Origin of the sequence: Paenibacillus sp. cl141a (assembly GCF_900109305.1) — a bacterium.
GTDB classification, from domain to species: domain Bacteria; phylum Bacillota; class Bacilli; order Paenibacillales; family Paenibacillaceae; genus Paenibacillus_AQ; species Paenibacillus_AQ lautus_A.
The window spans coordinates 290,280-309,236 of sequence record NZ_FNZO01000004.1 but is presented as its reverse complement, the minus strand read 5'-3'; the positions used below and the strand labels follow the sequence as shown (position 1 = coordinate 309,236).

At 54.1% G+C, this 18,957-nt stretch carries 18 protein-coding genes; 7 read left to right on the top strand and 11 right to left on the bottom strand.

Annotation, left to right across the window (positions count from 1 at the left end):
* Positions 1 to 10: 10 nt before the first annotated feature.
* The 7 genes from BMX45_RS14120 to BMX45_RS14090 form a co-directional block, all read right to left on the bottom strand.
* Entirely contained in the window at positions 11 to 1,192 is a 1,182-nt protein-coding gene (locus BMX45_RS14120) for a PCYCGC motif-containing (lipo)protein (RefSeq protein ID WP_254778071.1), read from the bottom strand.
* Positions 1,193 to 1,282: 90 nt separating this feature from the next.
* On the bottom strand, positions 1,283 to 2,287 hold the full coding sequence (locus BMX45_RS14115; protein ID WP_090910211.1) for a polyprenyl synthetase family protein: 1,005 nt from the start codon (positions 2,285 to 2,287) through the stop codon (positions 1,283 to 1,285).
* A 32-nt stretch (positions 2,288 to 2,319) separates the two neighbouring features.
* A complete protein-coding gene (locus tag BMX45_RS14110; protein WP_009593826.1) occupies positions 2,320 to 2,757 on the bottom strand; it encodes a hypothetical protein in 438 nt (145 codons plus the stop codon).
* Between the two features lie 123 nt (positions 2,758 to 2,880).
* On the bottom strand, positions 2,881 to 4,755 hold the full coding sequence (locus tag BMX45_RS14105) for an FAD-dependent oxidoreductase (RefSeq protein WP_090910210.1): 1,875 nt from the start codon (positions 4,753 to 4,755) through the stop codon (positions 2,881 to 2,883).
* A gap of 50 nt (positions 4,756 to 4,805) precedes the next feature.
* Positions 4,806 to 5,717: an FMN-binding protein gene (locus BMX45_RS14100; RefSeq protein WP_090910209.1), complete on the bottom strand. Its 912-nt coding sequence runs from the start codon at positions 5,715 to 5,717 to the stop codon at positions 4,806 to 4,808.
* Between the two features lie 158 nt (positions 5,718 to 5,875).
* Entirely contained in the window at positions 5,876 to 6,808 is a 933-nt protein-coding gene (locus tag BMX45_RS14095; protein WP_090910208.1) for a dihydroorotate dehydrogenase, read from the bottom strand.
* Positions 6,789 to 7,490 carry a dihydroorotate dehydrogenase electron transfer subunit gene (locus tag BMX45_RS14090; protein WP_090910207.1) on the bottom strand — a complete coding sequence of 234 codons (702 nt, stop codon included), beginning with the start codon at positions 7,488 to 7,490 and terminating at the stop codon, positions 6,789 to 6,791. Before BMX45_RS14090 ends, BMX45_RS14095 begins: the two co-directional genes overlap by 20 nt.
* A gap of 165 nt (positions 7,491 to 7,655) precedes the next feature.
* Between BMX45_RS14090 and BMX45_RS14085 the strand changes: the two genes are divergently transcribed.
* From BMX45_RS14085 to BMX45_RS14075, 3 genes are all read left to right on the top strand, one after another.
* Entirely contained in the window at positions 7,656 to 8,192 is a 537-nt protein-coding gene (locus BMX45_RS14085; protein WP_090910206.1) for an NAD(P)H-dependent oxidoreductase, read from the top strand.
* Positions 8,193 to 8,508: 316 nt separating this feature from the next.
* The gene (locus BMX45_RS14080) at positions 8,509 to 8,838 is read left to right on the top strand and encodes a PadR family transcriptional regulator (RefSeq protein WP_090910205.1); all 330 of its coding nucleotides are present in this window, start codon (positions 8,509 to 8,511) and stop codon (positions 8,836 to 8,838) included.
* Between the two features lies 1 nt (position 8,839).
* The gene (locus BMX45_RS14075) at positions 8,840 to 10,162 is read left to right on the top strand and encodes an FtsW/RodA/SpoVE family cell cycle protein (protein WP_090910204.1); all 1,323 of its coding nucleotides are present in this window, start codon (positions 8,840 to 8,842) and stop codon (positions 10,160 to 10,162) included.
* Between the two features lie 132 nt (positions 10,163 to 10,294).
* Here the strand turns inward: BMX45_RS14075 and BMX45_RS14070 are convergent, their stop codons facing one another.
* The 4 genes from BMX45_RS14070 to nikC form a co-directional block, all read right to left on the bottom strand.
* The gene (locus tag BMX45_RS14070) at positions 10,295 to 11,299 is read right to left on the bottom strand and encodes an ABC transporter ATP-binding protein (RefSeq protein ID WP_090910203.1); all 1,005 of its coding nucleotides are present in this window, start codon (positions 11,297 to 11,299) and stop codon (positions 10,295 to 10,297) included.
* A complete protein-coding gene (locus tag BMX45_RS14065) occupies positions 11,296 to 12,309 on the bottom strand; it encodes an ABC transporter ATP-binding protein (RefSeq protein ID WP_090910202.1) in 1,014 nt (337 codons plus the stop codon). The genes BMX45_RS14070 and BMX45_RS14065 overlap by 4 nt, the downstream gene beginning before the upstream one ends.
* A 904-nt stretch (positions 12,310 to 13,213) precedes the next feature.
* Positions 13,214 to 14,137 (bottom strand): ABC transporter permease, encoded by a 924-nt coding sequence (locus BMX45_RS14060; protein ID WP_012818632.1) that lies wholly within the window; start codon positions 14,135 to 14,137, stop codon positions 13,214 to 13,216.
* A gap of 19 nt (positions 14,138 to 14,156) precedes the next feature.
* Positions 14,157 to 15,053: a nickel transporter permease gene (nikC, locus tag BMX45_RS14055; RefSeq protein ID WP_090910201.1), complete on the bottom strand. Its 897-nt coding sequence runs from the start codon at positions 15,051 to 15,053 to the stop codon at positions 14,157 to 14,159.
* A gap of 160 nt (positions 15,054 to 15,213) precedes the next feature.
* Between nikC and BMX45_RS14050 the strand changes: the two genes are divergently transcribed.
* From BMX45_RS14050 to BMX45_RS14030, 4 genes are all read left to right on the top strand, one after another.
* Positions 15,214 to 16,863, top strand: a complete 1,650-nt coding sequence (locus BMX45_RS14050) for a glutathione ABC transporter substrate-binding protein (protein ID WP_090910200.1) — start codon at positions 15,214 to 15,216, stop codon at positions 16,861 to 16,863.
* A 286-nt stretch (positions 16,864 to 17,149) separates the two neighbouring features.
* Positions 17,150 to 17,482, top strand: a complete 333-nt coding sequence (locus BMX45_RS14040; RefSeq protein WP_119850358.1) for an ArsR/SmtB family transcription factor — start codon at positions 17,150 to 17,152, stop codon at positions 17,480 to 17,482.
* A gap of 76 nt (positions 17,483 to 17,558) precedes the next feature.
* Positions 17,559 to 18,101 carry an SRPBCC family protein gene (locus tag BMX45_RS14035; protein WP_090910198.1) on the top strand — a complete coding sequence of 181 codons (543 nt, stop codon included), beginning with the start codon at positions 17,559 to 17,561 and terminating at the stop codon, positions 18,099 to 18,101.
* Positions 18,082 to 18,906 (top strand): alpha/beta fold hydrolase, encoded by an 825-nt coding sequence (locus tag BMX45_RS14030; protein WP_090910197.1) that lies wholly within the window; start codon positions 18,082 to 18,084, stop codon positions 18,904 to 18,906. The genes BMX45_RS14035 and BMX45_RS14030 overlap by 20 nt, the downstream gene beginning before the upstream one ends.
* Positions 18,907 to 18,957 lie beyond the last annotated feature (51 nt).

The following is an 18,957-nucleotide window of genomic DNA, read 5'->3' as shown; positions in this document are numbered from 1 at the left end:
TTTGTCATGCCTATTCATTCATCGGCATCGGCGTATCCGTCGGCTCGATCCCCTGGTAGGCCCGGTCCACGGACTGCCGGATTTCCTTTAGGCTCAGCCCCTGCTGCCTGCCGTCCAGGTACATGTTCGTGACGTCCAAGCAGGTTTGGCAGAATTTCGCGTGCGTGGTTGGCGTGAGCCTGCCGTCCTCCTCTTGAGCATAGTAGCAATTGAGGTTGCTGCTATGGCCGGCATCGCCGCATCCGCAGAAGCAGGGCATAAAGGCCAAGTGGCGGGCATGGAGGATGGCTGCATTGTATTCCCTCACGCTGGACATATGCGGTAGAGGCGTATCGGGATGCAGCAGGTAGTCGGTTTTTCCGTCGGAACGGCCAGCAAGGGCTTCCGCATAGAGGATGTCGCTGCGATACGCGCCGCTTACTACTTGAACAACGTTCACGCCTTCAAAGGTTTGCAGCGTAAGCGCGATGGCTTCTTCCGCCCGTTCTCCCTCCTCGGAGCCGGTAAAGGCACGAAACGATGGGGACAGCTCCACCACGGTCACTCCGTGTTCGGTTCGGATTTCTACGAAGTTTACGCCGGCCGGGATGGCACTTTCAAGTTCGGGCGGCAGCAGATCCGAAAGCTGGGTCAGCATCGTCATGGCACTGACTTTGGGATAGCGGACGGAGGTATCCGTCTGCACGTACTGGGATACCGGCGTGAATAAACCGGAATGCGGGTCATAGGCATGGAGGGTTACGCTGGGCATCGTGCTGGGGATGGCCGAGAGAATCGTCCCCTTGGGCGGACGTGTACCGTTCGCAGCGATATCTTCCAGCTCGCGCAGGATTCCGTCGCTTGATATATCTTCGGTCAGTCTTCCGAGTTCTTCCTCCTGAGCGTTCAGGAACAGGATGGTCGGGTGCTTCGTAATACCGTACCGGTTAACGGCTTCTGTATCCTCCGAAATGCTGAAATACTGGTAACGGTAGTCCGGCGAGATTGCTTCCATCTGCTCCATGACGCCCAGCGCCTTGGAACAGCCGCCGCAGCCCTTGAGCGCAAAGATGGCGATGGAGCTCACTTGCGTGTCAACGGTCTCCTGTTCCGCAAGAGGAGATGTCCTGAATAGCATGAAGCCCCCGGCAGCAAGCAGGAGCAGGAAGGCCGTCAGCGCAATTCGCCACCGCCAGATTCGTGTGCGATGCATGTCTCTTAAACATCCTTTCATATCGAACAGGGATGCATCCATGATGGACGTATCCCTGTTCGTTTGGAGTATATGGCTTCATGTCTGTCTTTAGGGCAGGAAATAATGGAGCAATGCCTGCAAATCATGCTGAGCGGGGTGATCCGCGAAGTCGCCGATCATGCGCCGGGCATGTTCCGCATAGGAACGGGCAAGCTCTTCGCTCTGCTCGATCGCGCCGCTTGCGGCGATGCGGTGGATGACGTCATCCATGTCTGCGGCGGCGGAATGAGGGCCGAGCTGCCTGATCCTCGGTGCAAGGGCAGGATCGTTTAGCGCGTAAAGCACCGGCAGCGTAATGTTGCCGTTTCGCAGGTCTGCGCCAGCCGGCTTGCCGATGGCCTCCTTGGGCTTCGTGAAATCGAGCAGGTCATCCCGGATTTGAAAGGCCATGCCGAGCGACTCTCCGAATTGAAAGAGCCGTTCAGCGGTTCCGGCATCCGCATGGGCTGCTTCCGCGCCCGCTTTCAGGCAGTGGGCCATCAACAGGGCCGTTTTGCAGCGCGTTTTCTCCAAATACTGCTCCATCGTCAGTCCGAAGTCGAAGCGGTGTTGAAGCTGATCGTATTCTCCCATGCAGAGCTCGGTGACCAGCGCCGCAAGCTCGGCTAATCGGTAGGCCTCGTCTTCGGAGACGTCTTCGCTGCTCCCGTCCGGGTCGCCGCCCGGATGACCGGCGGCCCATTCGATGGCACGGGCAATCATGTAGTTGCCGATGTGCACCGCCGTCTGGACATCGGTCGTCTCGTGCAGGGTCGGCCTGCCGCGCCGCATATCGGATTGATCGATAATGTCATCGTGCACCAGCGAGGCCATGTGCAGATATTCAAGCAGTACGGCGGTTTTCATGACGGCCGGCTCATGGCCGCTTTCCCCGAAACGGCTGCCGAGCACGACCATAAGCGGGCGCAGCCGCTTGCCGCCGGCATTAATGAGATCCATGACGCTGCTCAGCACCACAGAGGAAGGGGGGAGGTCGCGGTCTGAGCTGACGACCTCCCGGAGCAGGCGATCGAAGGAAGCGAGATCCACTCCGATTCGGTTATGAAGGTTCATCTGTATCCGTGCCCCTTTCCATGGATGGATCCTTACGCGCTCCGCTGCTCCAGATAGCTGCGGATTTCGCGCTTCAGCTCGTTGAATATCCTTTCGGGTGAAACGTTCTTGAGCAGGCTGAGCTGCATGCGCTTATGAAAGGGGAGAAGCCGGGACAGCAGCTTCCATTCCTTTCGCTTGACGGCAATCCGGTACATGAGTCCGGTCAAATAATCGCCGTCCAGCAGCAAACGCGTCAGTCTCTCGTTATCCTTCGCTTGCAGCTTGCCATGCTTGTTTAGCGCAGTATGAATCAGGATGCAGCAAGCCAGCACCGTCATTTTGCGTGAATAGGCGAGTTCATAAGCGTTGAGCATATCGGCGATGTCCCTCACCGGTCTGTTATCCATCTCCATCCAATCGATATCCGTTCCGGAATCGATATGCGACCGAAGCAGGTCGATCGTATCCTGTAATAGCTTCATATCCATCGTTATTGACTCCTTCCGGAAGGCTCGTGTTGATCAGAGTGTGAATGCCGGCAGAACGGTTAGGGCTTGAGCATGTTTCGGCAAAGCACGATACGATCAGCCGTTCTATTGAATAGAGAAGAATTAGTCCGTATACACGTACCAGCGCCTTACGATCGGTATTCGCTTCCACACCTTTTTCAGCCAAGGGTACACATAGTAGTCAAGTCCGAACGTGCTGCCCGATCCGCCGATCAAGGCGATTCCTGCTGCCAGGTACCACAGCATTTCGTTAGGTGCCATACCCGATACCCAAACCATGGCGCCCATGGCGACGCTGGCTACGGCTGCAGGTGCCGTGAACAATCCGACGATCAGCAGGATGCCGACGATCAGCTCAGCCAATACCATCGAGGTCTGAAACACATAGGCAAGCGAAGTATAGCCGCCGTCTCCGGTATAGAACATCAGGTCCATCGACCAGTCGACGATGGATTTCAAGAAATCCGGCACCGGAAGGGCGGAGACCGCTTCTGCGGTATAAGCGGAGGCGGCGGACACCGCGTCTGCCGCACCGGCTCCGGCTGCATCGGCGCCTGCAGCGGAAGCTGCGCTTACGCCGTCAGCTGCTTTGGCAGGAATGAGGAATATTTTATTCGGATCGTCAATGATCTTGTGAATCTTATCCCACCCTTGGGACAGCCACATCCATCCGGCAAAAATCCGCAGCGGAACGAGCCAGAAATTCGGCGAGCGTTTGGCAAAATGCCCGCCCACGAAGCTGCGGTTGTTCCGGACATGGAAGAATTCATGCAGCATATAATGGTATACCTTGTTGAAGCCGCAAACCTGGAACAGATAGAGCATGTTGATCAGATGTTTGACCAGCATGGCCGGGAAGCCGCTGAGCCTGAACATATGGCCCGGCACGCCGACGTTGGCTACCCCGTAGCGGCTGCCGATACACACCATCGTGCCGTGGAACGTCGGCTTGTAGGATTTCATCGGTTTGTTCGATATTTCAGCGACGATGTTATGCGCAATGACCGGGGCCGCGAGTTCCGCGTTTTCCACCATTTGAGGTACGGGTGCAGCCGCGCCCTCAGGAATGTAGAAAATATTGTCCCCGACGACATATACGTTCGGATGAGCAGGAACTTGCAGCTTGTCGTTGGTCAAAATCCGCTTGCGGCCTTTTTGCTCGACATCCATGCTGCCGACCACATCGGAGCCTTCCACCCCCGCGGTCCAGATAACGGTGCGGGATTTGATGTCGCTGCCGCCGACGGTAACGCCGTCCGGCTTAACCTCCGTAATCTTGGAGCCCGTGATGATGTTGACGTTCATTTTGCGCAGCCGCTTCTCGGCTTTGCGTATTAACGGCTCCGGCAGGATCGGAAGGATCTTGTCGACCATGTCGGCAACGTGAAGCGTTACCTCGCTTGGGTCCACGTAGAATTCCTTGCATAATTGCTGGGTGAATTCGGCCAGCTCGCCGATCATTTCCACGCCGGTGAATCCGCCGCCGACAACGACGAAGGTCAGCATTTCCTTGCGGACCTGCGGGTTGCGCTCGAGAACCGCTTTGCGGAACATATTCAGGGTATGTTCTTTCAGGCGGACCGCATCATCGTAAGACCACAGGGTAAAGGCGTGTTGATCCGCACCCGGTATGCCGAAGAAGGTTGGCTTGCTGCCTGTTCCGATGACTAAATAGTCGTAGTTGTAGGTTTGTTTCTCTCCACGGAGTGTTTGACCGTCAAAGTCAATGCCGCCGATTTCATCCAGCACCACGTCTACATTGCGGAATCCGGAGAACACTTTTTTCAGGTCGATTTTGATGGAATCCTCCTCGACCCGGTTGGCGGCCACTTCATGAAGCTCGGTCAGCAGCGTATGATACGGTTTGCGGTCGATGAGTGTTATCCGCAAATCCTTCTGTTTGCGCAGTCGTTTAGCCAGCTTCTTGGCGGTAAGTATACCGCCGTATCCGCCGCCCAGCACGATAATCTGTTTCATGCGAATCTCCCCTCAAGGAATAGTTGTCTTCTTTCTATCGTACTTGTGGCTTATTTGGCGCCTTCGAGCGCTTTCGCTGCCAGTTCTACGAATCCGTTGACGTGGATGGATACACCGGAGATGGCATCGGTTTTGCCGTCTTCACCCGTTACGATGGCCTGCGGGTCTTGCTTTTCGATCAGATACTGCTCGGCTTGATAAGCCTGCTCGTGCCATTCGGATTGAGCCCCGCCGTTCTTCATGCCGTACTCGCCTGATTTGGAACGGGTGACTTTGTCGGTGCCTCCGTCTTTATGAACGCCGTTCCAGCTGACTGCAGCGATTTTACCGTTAATTACGGTCACGTCGACGGTTTCCTTCCAGCCGGATTTGGCATCGAAGTCAGCCGCTTCCGCGTGGTAGCTGCCGTCTTTGTATGGTCCTGCTTCAACAGGTCCCGCGGCCAGCGCTTTGGCTGCCAGTTCCGTAAAACCGTTGACATGGATCGACACCCCGGATACAGCATCCGTACGGCCCTCGTCGTTCAAGGCGAGGCCTTCAACCGACTGCTGAGCTACCAGGTATTCCTCCATCTTGGCTGCCTGCTCATGCCATTCCGCTTGAGCGCCGCCTTTTTCCTTCATGCCGTAGAAGCCTTTTTCGGAAAATGTCTTTTTGTCCAACCCGCCGTCCTTATGAAGACCGTTCCAGTTGGCGTTGACGATTTTACCGCCTTCGACTTTAATCGCGACGAGTTCCTTCCAGCCGGAATCCTCGGCAAATTCGCCTTCGGCGTAATATAAGCCGTCCTGCAGGGCCGTTCCTTCTTGGGCCGGTAGCTCCGCGTTTCCGGCATTATCCGTGTTTTGGCTCTCTGCCGGTTTGTCCGTGGTGACAGGCTCTTTGTCTCCGTTGCCTCCGCAGCCTACGAGCAGCGCAAACATCAACATGACGGAGAGGGATAGAGAGAGTGTCCTTTTCATTCTGGTTTCCTCCTATAATTTTGTGAATTACTTCACAAATATTGTTCTTGAGTTCATTGTATTCTGAAAAAGAATAGTTATCGGTGAAAAAAATCACAAACTGACACGGTGCTTCATGTTCGGGCGATCATGCTGAATTTCAGGAAGTTGAGCATCCGTCAAATAATGCCTCGAATGTCATCCAGGGATTGAATGCCCTCGTTCTCCATCAGTTGAATCAGTTCTTCAGCGAGGGTATCCCCCGCACGGAGGTTGATGAAGTTGTACGTACCGATCTGTACGGCTGCAGCGCCTGCCATGATGAATTCGAGGATATCCTCGGCACTGCAGATGCCGCCGATTCCCACCACCGGGATGGACACCGACCGGGCTACCTGATGGACCATCCGCAGGGCGATCGGCTTAATCGCCGGCCCGGATAATCCGGCGTAGGCTCTGTCAAAAACGCTGCGGCGTTCCCGAATATCAATCGCCATCGCCTGAATCGTATTGATTAGCGAGAGGCCGTCGGCCCCTTCGGCTTCACACATCCGTGCCATTTCCCTCAAATCCTTCGCCCCGGGAGAGAGCTTGACGAGCAGAGGCAGCGTGGTGGCGTTGCGGACTGCGCGAACCACCTCTCGTGCCTGCTCATTCTCGATGCCGAAGGCAAGCCCGCCTTCCTTGATGTTGGGACAGGAGATGTTAAGCTCGATCATGTCGACCGCCCGTTTGCCGGCTGAGCGCAGCTTGCGGCTGGCTTCGGTAAGCAGCTCGGCCCCCTCCGCATATTCCCGTATGGTGCCGCCGCCGAGATTGACGATGACCGCCGTCCCGTGCGAAGCCATGTCGGATAATTCGTGCTCCAGAAAAGCCCGGATTCCCGGATTCTCCAGGCCGATGCTGTTCATGATGCCCGATGGCGTTTCATAGATCCGCGTACCCGTATTGCCTAGCCGCGGGGTCAGGGTCAATCCCTTGGAGACAATGCCGCCGAGCTTGCGAAGCGGATACAGATCCGCATACGGTTTGCCGAAACCGAACGTGCCGGAGGCAGCCAATATCGGATTCGACAGCGGCACGCCGGCCAGTTCACAATCGATGGAGATCATTCCAGTTCACCTCCTTCGCCAGAAATACGGGGCCGTCGGTGCACGCCTTGCGGTTCGAACCCGCGGCAGTTAACGTGCAGCTGTTGCATGCCCCGATGCCGCAGCCCATTCGCTTCTCGATGGAGATGTGGAGCTTCGCGTTTGTACCTTCGGCTTTTTGCGCCAAGCTGTGCATCATCCCAACCGGGCCGCAGGCAAATATCGTGTCATAGCGGCTCGGGTCCACGGCATCGACGATGGTGCCGCCGGACTTCACCGTGACATCCCGGCTGATTTCGTGGAATCCGTTGACTCCGAAGGGAACGCCGGCGTATCCCAGATACACGCTGGCTTCGGGAATTTCCTTAGCTGCGAGCAGCAGCGGAGCGACTCCAATACCGCCTCCCACCAATGCCGTCCGTCCTTGGGGTTCAGGAAACCCTTGCCCGAAAGGCCCTTCCAGCTGTATTTTGTCACCCGCTTGAAGCGCCGACAGCAGCCACGTACCGGTTCCCTGCACGCGATATAAGAAGGAAACGGAATCCTCCGTCAGGTTATGAACGCTGATCGGCCGTGACAGCACGGGATAGGCATCCCAGCAGCGAAGCATGAAGAACTGTCCCATTCGTGCCGAATAGCTGCCTTGAACGGTAAGTCGATAGATGCGATGGGCCAGTCTGACATTTTGAATAACAAGGGCCACGTTCTCATTCTCCTCCCTTGGCGTACTTTTTCCGCCCGCTATGTTCCTTGATACAGTATCACAGACAGATAAGGCTACCTGTGACATTTCTCATATTCGGGCGTTGCCGAGGCTTGATACTTTTTGTATACATAACGCTAGGCGAGAAAAGCGTGGGGATCATACATGAAAACACTAGTGATCGTTGCACATCCGGGTCTGCATGAGGGATCACGGATCAATCGCGAGCTAACCGAAACGGTGGGACATCATCCTGAGGTGACGGTGCATGACCTGTATCAGCGGTATCCGGATGGCATCATCGACATCGCGGCCGAACAGCAATTGCTGCTTCGGCATGACCGCATCGTGTTTCAATTCCCTTTCTGGTGGTACAGCTCGCCGCCTCTTCTGAAGCATTGGTTCGACGAGGTGCTGACCTTCGGATGGGCTTATGGCCCGGGCGGCGACAAGCTCCGGGGGAAAGAGTGGGGCGTGGCCGTGACGACCGGCGGAGCAGCGGAAGCCTATGGCAACGCAGGATATAACCGATACACGGTGGAAGAGCTCACCCGGCCTTTTGAAGTGACGGCCAGTCTGGTAGGGGCGGTCTACTTGCCGGTATTTACCGTGCATAATGCCATGCAGCTGACAGATGAAGAGCTGCGGCGTCATGCGGAGGATTTTGCGCTGCACGTGACAGGAGCGGTGAGGGCCGGATAAGGGCTACTAATGAAAACGAAAGTTCCTGTCTTCTAAAGTGATGGTTCGATTACCGGTATGATGGGCAAAACGGCAGGTTGTATGCTCCAAACTACAATTGGTGGTTATGGGCGGCGGATGCTCATTGAAAGTGAAGAAATGAATGGCTGATACATGAGCCTGGCGGCAAAAGCTGCCGGGCTTTTCGGTGTTCTGGCAAATTGACGAATCGCCCAATAATTTGAAAACATGCGTTGCATTATGGAGACGCTTATTCTATACTCATATACATAGTTATACGATACATAGATTATCTAGGTATTGGAGTGATAGGGAAATGGGCATTAACAAAGAGCTGCTGAAAGGCAGTACCGTCATTTTATTGCTTACCGTTTTGAACAAGCGGGAAATGTACGGGTACGAGCTGATCAAGGAGATTGAGCAAAACTCAGATGGGGTGTTCCTGATGAAGGAAGGCACGTTATACCCGATTCTGCACACGCTGGAGGCGGAAGGTTGGCTGGATTCCTCCTGGAGCCAGCATGATGGACGCAAACGGAAATATTACCGGATTACCGAACGCGGCAGGGAGCAGCTCCATGAGAAGACCAAGGAGTGGGTCAAATTCCGGACGGCGGTGGATACGGTCATCGGGGAGGGAAGCTAGCGTGCGACCGGTTGAAGAATACAAGGTTGTCCAAGACTTCCTGACCCAGGTGTGCAAGCAGGTACGCGCAAGAGCCATGCATCCGGAAATCCGCGAAGAACTGCTCGGCCATATTGAGGAGCGGACGGAGCTTCTGATGCTGGAGGGCAATGCGGAGGAGCCGGCGGTGCAGGAAGCGGTGAAACAGATGGGGGATCCGGGGGATATCGGCAAAAGCCTGCATTTGGCCCATCGGCCTCAGTTGGATTGGAAGCTGCTTATCCTGCTGGCTTTACTTTCGCTGATTGGGTTGTTCGGGGCACTGAGCGTGGATTATTCCGGTACGGAAAAGATCACAGATATGTTCGCGAGAAAAGTGGTGTTCTTCGGTATCGGCTTGATCCTTCTCATCGGTTTCTATTTCTTGGACTACAGAAAGCTGAAGAAATATTCAAGGGCTTTGTTTTTTATCATGCTATGCCTGATGGCGATGACGGAATTTTTCGGGACGAATATAAATGGAGCCAACCTCTATCTTCACGTCGGGCCTATTGTGATTCCCATGCTTGGAACGGTTTCCGTCTTTATTCTCCTCTTCTCCTTGGCAGGCATGAAGCCTGCGAATCGGTGGGGACCATGGGAGACCGTATTCCACATCCTGTATCGGGGTGGGCTGCCGATCGCACTCTACAGCATGAGTGGTTCGATGGTGTATATGTTCATTTATTTGCTGGGATTCCTGGTACTGACCTGGACGACGAAAAGGAATATTAAACAATTTGCGATACTAACATTACTGTCGTTTATGGGTGTGGTCTATATTCTGTTTACTAAAAGGGTATACCTCATGTGGAGATTGGAGGGGCTCGCAGACCGCGAAGGGGATGGCGGTTATCTCATGCGGGTCATCGCGGATGCCGTTTCTTCCGCCGGCTGGTTCGGTCAAGGCTTTGCTGCGCCGAATCCAGGGATCCCGTACGTTTATAGCGACTCCATATACCCCTATCTGATTTATTGCTTCGGTTGGATGTTTGGCATCGTGGTGGGCATGGTCGTTCTTTTGTTCCTCGCCAGAATGTGGAGCATAGCCCATGTACTTCACGATTCCTACGGAAAAAATATCGTGACCGGCGTCATCGTGGTCATGGGACTGCGCCTGCTCATGCCAATCCTGATGGGACTGGGAGTGGTACCCATTGTGAGCCTGGACTTTCCTTTTATCTCGTATGGCGGCGTCAACAACATGCTGGATTTTGCCATAGTCGGCCTGCTCCTCTCCATTTACAGACGCAAAAACATGATCCCAAGCGAGATGGGAGAAGCGGCTCCGATGAGAGTAGCTTAGTGGAGGTCGCTGAAGATCATTCTTCGATTTCGGTTAGCGGGCTAAAATTTTGTAAAAGAAAAAGCGAGATCTTGGGCTCTCGCTTTTTTCTCGTTTATAGAGAAGCGTCATCATTTGTTCGCTGGCGTATAACTACACCTTCTCCAACGCACCGGCCGCGATCTCTTCAATATAGTGACAGGCCGCCTGATGGCCTCTCTGCTCTTCGACTTCCCGAAGCATCGGCGCCTCGGATCGGCAGCGATTCGTGGCATACATGCAGCGGGTATGAAACCGGCAGCCGGAAGGCGGGTTGATCGGGGACGGAACATCCCCCTTGAGAATGATGCGTTCCTTCTTGCGCTCGGGATCCATTGTGGGGATGGCCGATAGCAGAGCGCGGGTGTAGGGATGCTGCGGGCGCCGGAAGAGGGAGTGTTTATCCGCGATTTCCACGATCGTCCCCAGATACATCACGATAATTCGGTCCGAAATATGCCGGACGACCCCAAGATCATGAGAGATGAACAGATAGGTCAGCTTGAATTCGGTTTGCAGCGATTTCATCAGATTGAGCACCTGTGCCTGGATGGACACGTCGAGCGCGGAGACCGCTTCATCACTGATGATCAGCTTGGGGTTCACGGACAAGGCACGGGCGATCCCGATTCGCTGCCTTTGTCCGCCACTGAATTCATGAGGGTACCGATTGGCTTGATAGGCGGCCAGGCCGACCGCTTCCAAAAGCTCAATGGCACGGGACCGACGATCCTTCTTTGGCACGACATTTTGGATGTCCATCGCTTCTTCGAGTACTTGGAGGGCTGTTTTTCTGGGATTAAGCGAAGCGTAGGGGTCCTGAAAAATCATCTGCAGGTCTTTACGCCTTCGGGTCATCTGCGCTTTGTTCAGGGTGAGCAGATCGGTTCCCTCGAACAGTACCTCGCCGGAGGTCGGTTCGTCCAGTCTCAGAATAGCCCGGCCCGTGGTTGATTTACCGCAGCCGGATTCACCCACGATACTGACCGTTTCCCCCTCGTGCACAGAGAACGAAATGTCATCCACGGCTTTGACGACGTTGACGGTACGGCCCAAGATGCCGCCTTTGATCGGAAAATACTGCTTGAGGTTTTTGACGGTTAACAGCTCTTTGCTCATGACAGAACGTTCACCTCGCTTTCCGGTTCCCACTGATCGGTGTATTTCCAGCACCTGACTTGTTGGTTATCATCCAGTACCTGAAGCTCCGGCAGTTTGTCGTAACACAGCTTGGCTGCATGGGGGCAGCGTGGGGCGAAGCGGCAGCCTTCCTGCGGATCATAGGGGCTCGGAACCGAGCCCTTAATCGGCTCGAGCGTTTCCTTATCGATATCATGCCGCGGCAGCGAGTTCATTAGGCCGATGGTGTAGGGGTGCTTCGGATGCTTGAACAGGGTCCGCACATCGGAGTATTCCACCACCTTTCCGCAGTACATGACCGCCACGTCATCGCAGGTTTCCGCGACGATGCCCAGGTCATGGGTGATAAAAACAATCGACATCTGCAGCTTCCGCTGCAGCTCCTTCATCAGCTCCAAAATTTGAGCCTGAATGGTCACATCCAGCGCCGTGGTCGGCTCGTCTGCAATGAGCAGATCCGGATTGCATGCCAGCGCCATGGCGATCATGACACGTTGGCGCATACCCCCGGACAGCTGAAAAGGGTACTGCCGGACTCTCTTTTCCGGGGAGGGGATGCCGACCAGCCTCAACATCTCGACGGCTTTGTCCATGGCTTGTTTTTTACTCAGATTTTCATGGATTTGATAGGCCTCCGCGATCTGGTCGCCGACGGTGAAGACCGGGTTGAGCGAAGTCATCGGCTCCTGGAAGATCATCGAGATTTGGTTGCCCCGGATTTTCCGCATCTGCCGGTCCGATTGTTTGAGCAGATTCTCGCCGTTATACAGGATTTCGCCTCCGACGATTCGCCCCGGATCAAAGATCAGCCGCAGGATGGACAGGGACAGTATGCTTTTTCCTGAACCGGATTCGCCCACGACCCCGAGCGTCCTCCCCTTGCGTACGGTTAGGCTGATATCATCCACGGCTTTCACTTCGCCCAGTTCGGTAAAAAAAGAGGTGCGCAGGTTCTTGATCGTCAGCAGGTTTGGTGCGTGCTCTTCCATCTTGTCGTAGCTCCCTTCGCATTCAATTGGTTTGACTGTATTTGCCGATGTTGAGGACTATAGTTTTGCTATTTTTGATTTTCCGCTTTTGCGTGCATGGACTGAAAACGGCTCAGTTCGCCGCTTTAGCTTAGTTGAGGACTCTGGTTCCGCTATTTCATTAAATTCCGCCTTTTAGCAGCAGGTTGAGGACATCAGATCCACTATTTCGAGATATTCCGGAATCAATCCGTGGTTTCGGATACATTAACGGATCGTGTGTCCGCATAGCCTCGAAAATAGGTCGATTATCGGCAAATAGTGGATCGTGTGTCCGGTGGGCTCCCCAAACGGCTCGATTAGCAGATCGTAAGTGTGCACCGATTATCCAACGGCTCAATTACAGTAACTAGTGGGTAAATATCCGCGTGGATTCAAAAATAGGTCGATTATCTGCGAATAGCGGATTGTGTGTCCCGGATGGGCTCCCAAACGGCTGGATTACAGTGATTAGTGGGTTAAAAATCCGCAATGGCCCGTAGCTGCTGTAATCTCGGGTGTGCATGGACTTAAAATGAACTCAGTTGGCCACATTAGCATAGTTGAGGACTCTGGTTCCGCTATTACTTGATTTTCTGCCTTTTTAGCAGCAGGTTGAGGACACCAGATCCGCTATTGCGAGAAATTCCGGGATTAATCGGTGATTTCGGGCGCATTAACGGATCGTGTGTCCGCATAGCCTCGAAAATAGGTCGATTATCGGCAAATAGTGGATCGTGTGTCCGGATGAGCTGCCTAACGACTCCAATACAGCAACTAGTGGGTTGGGTGTCCGCAATGAGCCCCAAACAGCTCATTTTTAGGCAGATAGTGAATCCCGCCGTGTCCGCCTACACTCAACCCGTGATCAACGAAAAATCGCCAATCAATCAAAATCAATGCGCTTGTTGAAGTACCGGTAGGAGATGTCCACGAGCAGATTTACGAGCACAAACATGATCGAGAGCACAAGCACGGTTGCCTGTACGACCGGGAAATCCCGCGCCCGGATCGAGTCGATGACGTACCGTCCCATGCCGTTCACGGCAAATACGGACTCGGTCAGCACCGCCCCGCCCAGCAGGCCTCCAAATTCCAGCCCGATGACGGTAATGACGGGAATCATGGCATTTTTCAAGGCATGCCGGTAGATGATGACGCGCTCTCGGACGCCCTTCGCCTGGGCGGTTCGGATGTAGTCCTGGCCGATGACCTCCAGCATGCTGGACCGGGTCATTCGGGCAATAATCGCGGCGCCCCCGGTCCCGAGCGTGATCACGGGCAGAACCGTTTGCGACCACGTGCCCCAGCCGGAGGGACGGAACCAGCCTAAGTCCACGGCAAAATATTGGATCAGCATGAGCCCCAGCCAGAAGTTCGGCATCGACAGCCCGAACAGGGCGATGAACATGACGCCGATATCGGCAGGGGAGCTTTTTTTGACGGCGGAGATGATGCCGGCCAGAATGCCGAGGAATACAGCCAGGATCGTAGAGTACACGGCAAGCTCAACGGTGATCCAGAATCGGCTTTTGAAAATTTCATCGGCGATGGGGCGGCTGCTGCGGATCGAATCGCCCAAATCCCCCTGAAGCAATCCGCTCACGTAGTTCCAATACTGAAGCGGCAGCGGATCGTTCAATCCGAGGTTCTCGCGGATCTTCTCGACCTGCTCCTTAGGCGCCCCTTCCCCGATAATGACCTGCGCCGCATCTCCCGGAATGAGGTGCATCAGCAGGAAGACAACGATGGTCACGCCAATGACGACAGGTATCGTTTGAATCAGCCTTCGAATGGAATAGATGAGCATGGCCCGGCAGCTCCCTTCATTATTTTTTCATTTTCGGGTCAAGGACATCCCGCAAGCCGTCACCCAGCAGATTAAATGCGATGACAACGAACACGATCGACAAGCCGGGAAACAGGGCCACATGAGGGTGGTCCATGATATAGTTGCGCCCATCATTCAGCATGGCTCCCCACTCCGGCGTGGGCGGCTGCGCGCCAAGACCGAGGAAGGACAGGCCGCTGGCGGTCAGGATCGCTACCGCAATCCGCAGCGTCGCCTGCACGATGATAGGGGATGTGATATTCGGCAAAATATGCCCGAAGATGATTCGGCCATCGCTCGCGCCCAGCGAACGCATGGCATCAACATATTCGAGCTTGCGGACGGCCAGCGTGGAGCCCCGAACGACTCTGGCAAAGGTGGGGATCGAAAAAATACTGACGGCAATGATCACGTTGAACAGGTTTTTTCCAAGGACGCTGACAACCGCCAATGCCAGTAGAATGCCGGGAAACGCCAGCATGACATCGGTCATTCTCATAATGAGCGCATCCCATTTACCTCCGTAATAGCCGGAGATGATTCCGAGCACGACACCAAAGGCAGCCCCGATGATCACCGAGATAAAACCGACCGAGAGCGTGAGACGCATGCCATGAATTATCCGCGTGAAAATATCTCGGCCGTTGTGGTCCGTACCAAACCAATGGTCGGCGGACGGCTTCAGCAGTTTCGTAGAATAATCCACTTTGGTCGGATCATACTGGGTGAGCAGGGGGCCGAAAATCGCGATAAGGATCATCAGCAGGAGAAAATAGCCCCCGAATAAGGCCGCTTTGTTCTTCTTCAGACGGTGGTAGAAAGATTTCCATTGTACAAGGCGGGTTCCACTAGGGAGCGATTCTGGTGTTCTGGCATCAGCGGTCATGTTAGGCACGTGAAATCATCCTTTCTCCAAGTATGGATGTCAGAATTGGTGTCGTATAAACGTGAGGTAAATCTGGCTTCTTCTGGTATAAATATCAAATAGTAAAATATATGTTAACTGTGTATAAAATATTTTCCTATTTTGATTGAGAAGGGGGAGTTTGTTTCACATGACAGGTAATAGAAGATTCAAATGGCTTGTCTGCATTCTGGTCATGCTTACCGTACTGATGTCGGCGTGCGGCAGTCCAAGCAAGAGCAGTAACCCGGAAACGCCGCCAAACGGCACCAATACGCCGGCACCTGAACCGGGGGCTAAAGATCCTCCCGAAGGAACAACCGACACCGGTGCGAATGAGCTTGTGATTGCCTGGCTTTCTGATCCGCCATCCATGGACCCACATATGTCGACGGACCAGCAAACGAGCGTAATGACAACGCATATTTATAACACGTTGGTGATTCATGATAAGGATCTGAATATTCAACCGGGGCTCGCCGAGAGCTGGAAGGCAATCGATGAATTGACCTGGGAGTTCAAGCTGAGACAAGGCGTGAAGTTTACGGACGGCTCTTCTTTCAATGCAGAGGTGGTCAAAGCCAACATCGACCGTATGCAGGATCCGGAGGTAGCTTCTCCGCGCGCTTCGCTCGTGAGCATGATTAAAGAGGTTAAAGTCGTTGACGAATATACGGTACAGCTCGTGACCGAGTATGCTTTCTCGCCGCTGCTTGCCCATCTGGCCCACTCTGCGGTCAGCATGGTTAGTGCGGAAGCCATCAAGCTGGATTACGAGAAGCTGAAGGCAGGCGAGAAGGCAGGTGCTTATCTGGCGCAGAACCCTGTTGGCACAGGCGTATTCAAACTAGAGAGCTGGAACCCGGGACAGGAAGTAAAGCTGGTGGCGAACGCCGATTATTGGGGAGATAAAGCGAAGGTTGAACGGGTCACGTTCAAAGTGGTGAGCGAAGAGGGAACGCGGATCGCGGAGCTGGAAACCGGTTATGCGCATATTATCGACCCGGTGTCGCCGAGCAGCATCAGTCGTATCGAGAGCACGGACGGCATGTCCCTGAACCGCCAGGCTTCGCTCAGCTTGTCTTATATCGGATTTAATAACGACAAGGAGCCGTTTAACGATGTGAGGGTGCGGCAAGCCTTGTCGATGGCCATCAATAAGGATGACATCATCTCGGGCATCTACGAAGGCACGGGCATTCCTGCCGTCGGTCCGCTGGCACCGGACGTGAATGGCTATGATGCTTCCGTTAAGCCGATCGAACATAACATCGACAAAGCGAAAGAGCTGTTGAAAGAGGCCGGATACGAGGGTGGCTTCTCGACGACCATCTGGACCAATGACAATCCGGAACGAATTAAGATCGCCGAGTACGTACAATCCAAGCTGAAGGAATTGAACGTCGAAGTCAAAATCGAAGTGGTCGAGTGGGGTGCGTATTTGGCCCAAACCGCAGAAGGCAAGCACGACATGTTTGTTCTCGGCTGGTCCACGGTAACGGCCGATGCCGACTATGGCATGTATGAGTTATTCCATTCCAAGAATGTAGGGGAGCCGGGCAACCGTACCTTCACGAAGGATCCGGAACTGGATAAACTGCTGGATGCCGGGCGTAAAGAGAACGATCCGGAGCAACGCAAGCTCATCTATAAGCAGGCGCAGGAGAAGCTGGTTGAGTTAGCGCCGATGCTGTATATCCATCATCAGGAGTATCTAAACGGAGTCAGCAGCAAGGTGGAGGGCTTCTGGCGGCATCCGAACGGCATTATGCAGCTGCATCAAGTGTCCATTCAGCCATAAGGACGTCCTGAAAGCTTTATAGCTTTGAATCGTCATGATATGAAGAGAATCTACAGCAAGAGGCTCCTATCCGGGGGCCTCTTTTTTTGATGTTGTTCGGTGCTGGGACAGGAGATAGGGTTCACCAGCCAATGGTTCATGATCATCCTCTTCGGGCATCCGATAGATCATGCAGCTTGCGAGCGAAGGGAGTTGATGTGCTGTCTCGTTTTTTGATGTCAAAAGCATATTGAAAAAAATAATATATACATTGACGTGTATATACGCATTGGTGTATATTATAGCCATGAATACTTCAGCTATGCAATTAACCCTCTTCACGATCTCGGAGCCGAACCGCTTCAACATTGTTGAACTCTTAAAGCAAGGGTCGAGATCGGTCAGCGACATCGTAGAGGCTTTGGGTATCGGCCAACCTCAAGTATCCCGCCATCTGCGGATACTGAGCGAGGCCGGGCTCGTGAAAGTCCGCAAGAACGCACAGCAGCGCATTTATAGTCTCGAAGCCCAGCCGTTCCAGGAGCTGGACGTCTGGCTCGATTCGTTCAGCCGATTGTGGGAGGAGCGACTCGACAAGTTCGAGGACTATATGAGCGACTTTAACGGAGAGGAGAGTTAAGCCAATTCGTTTACTAGCTCCACAGGAAGATGCGGCTCTGCACGCAGAGCCGATTTCACAGATAGGAGGAATTCACATGGGCAGGAAGACCATCATCACGAAAGACCGGGAGCAGCGGAAGCTGACCGTAGAGCGTGTCGTATCGGTACCTCTGAAGCTGTCCTGGCAGGGATGGACGAAGCCGGAACACATCGAACGCTGGTGGGGACCAAAAAACTGGAATGCCACGGTATATGAGATGGATGTCAGACCTGGCGGCGTATGGCGCTACAGACTGGCTCCCGATGCGGCGGGAGAAGGGGAAGAAGCCTTCTGCAAGGCGACGTACTCCGAAGTGGCGGAGTTATCGAAGCTCGTTTATACGGATACATTTACCGATCAGGACTGGAACCCCGTTGCAGGCAGCGACATGTTGACCTCGGTTACCTTCGAAGCAGTCAAGGATGGGACCCGATTAAGCATCATCACCCATTTTGCGAGCGAAGAGCAGCTTGAGGCTGCTGGAGGCATGGGAATGGTGGAAGGATACGCGGATACGCTGGAACGGTTTGAGAACGAAATAAGTTTGTACATAAAGGACAATAAAAGGAGAGATGATCATGAATTACGTGATGTCTAATGACGGTACCCGTATTTTTTATGAAAAGAAAGGGACTGGTCCGGCTGTCATTCTTGTAGCTGCCGCAGCTTCGGATCACAACGATACAACGCGCCTTGGAGAGTTTCTGTCTGAACATTTCACCGTCTACAATTATGATCGGCGGGGACGGGGCAGCAGCACGGATGCGGCTCCGTATGCCGTTGAACGTGAGATCGAAGATATCGATGCCCTTATTCAGGAGGCGGGCGGCAGCGCGTATGTATTCGGAAGTTCCTCGGGCGCTGTTCTGGCTCTGGATGCGGCGAGCAGACTTGGCGGCAGTAAAGTTAGTAAACTGTTTCTATACGAGCCGCCGTTTATCATTGACGACAGCCGTGCACCCGTACCGGCGGAATACGTGCAGCAATTGAATGCGCTGATGGCAGGGAATCGGCGCAGCGAAGCCGTAGAATATTTCATGACAGCAGCGCTGGGGATCCCCGCTGAATATGTAGAATTCATGAAGGCAGATCCTTCTTGGCAGGTCATGGAGGGCATGGCGCATACATTGGCCTATGACGGCATGATTATGGGGAGCACGCAATCCGGTCAACCGCTGCCGACGGATCGCTGGGCTGTCGATGTCCCGGTCATGGTGATGACGGGCGAGAACAGCGGAGCTATGTTCCATGGGGCCGCGAGCGCATTGGTCGACTTGCTCCCTCAGTGTGAGCACAGAATGCTGCCTGGTCAGGACCATTCTGCCGTCGTGATGGCGCCGGAAGTGCTGGCTCCCGAGGTGTCGGGTTTTCTGTTGCCTTCGGCAGATCGAATTCCGGGATAAGCGTGCTTGGCTCATTAAGAAACCGTGACCCTTAGGGCCACGGTTTCTTTG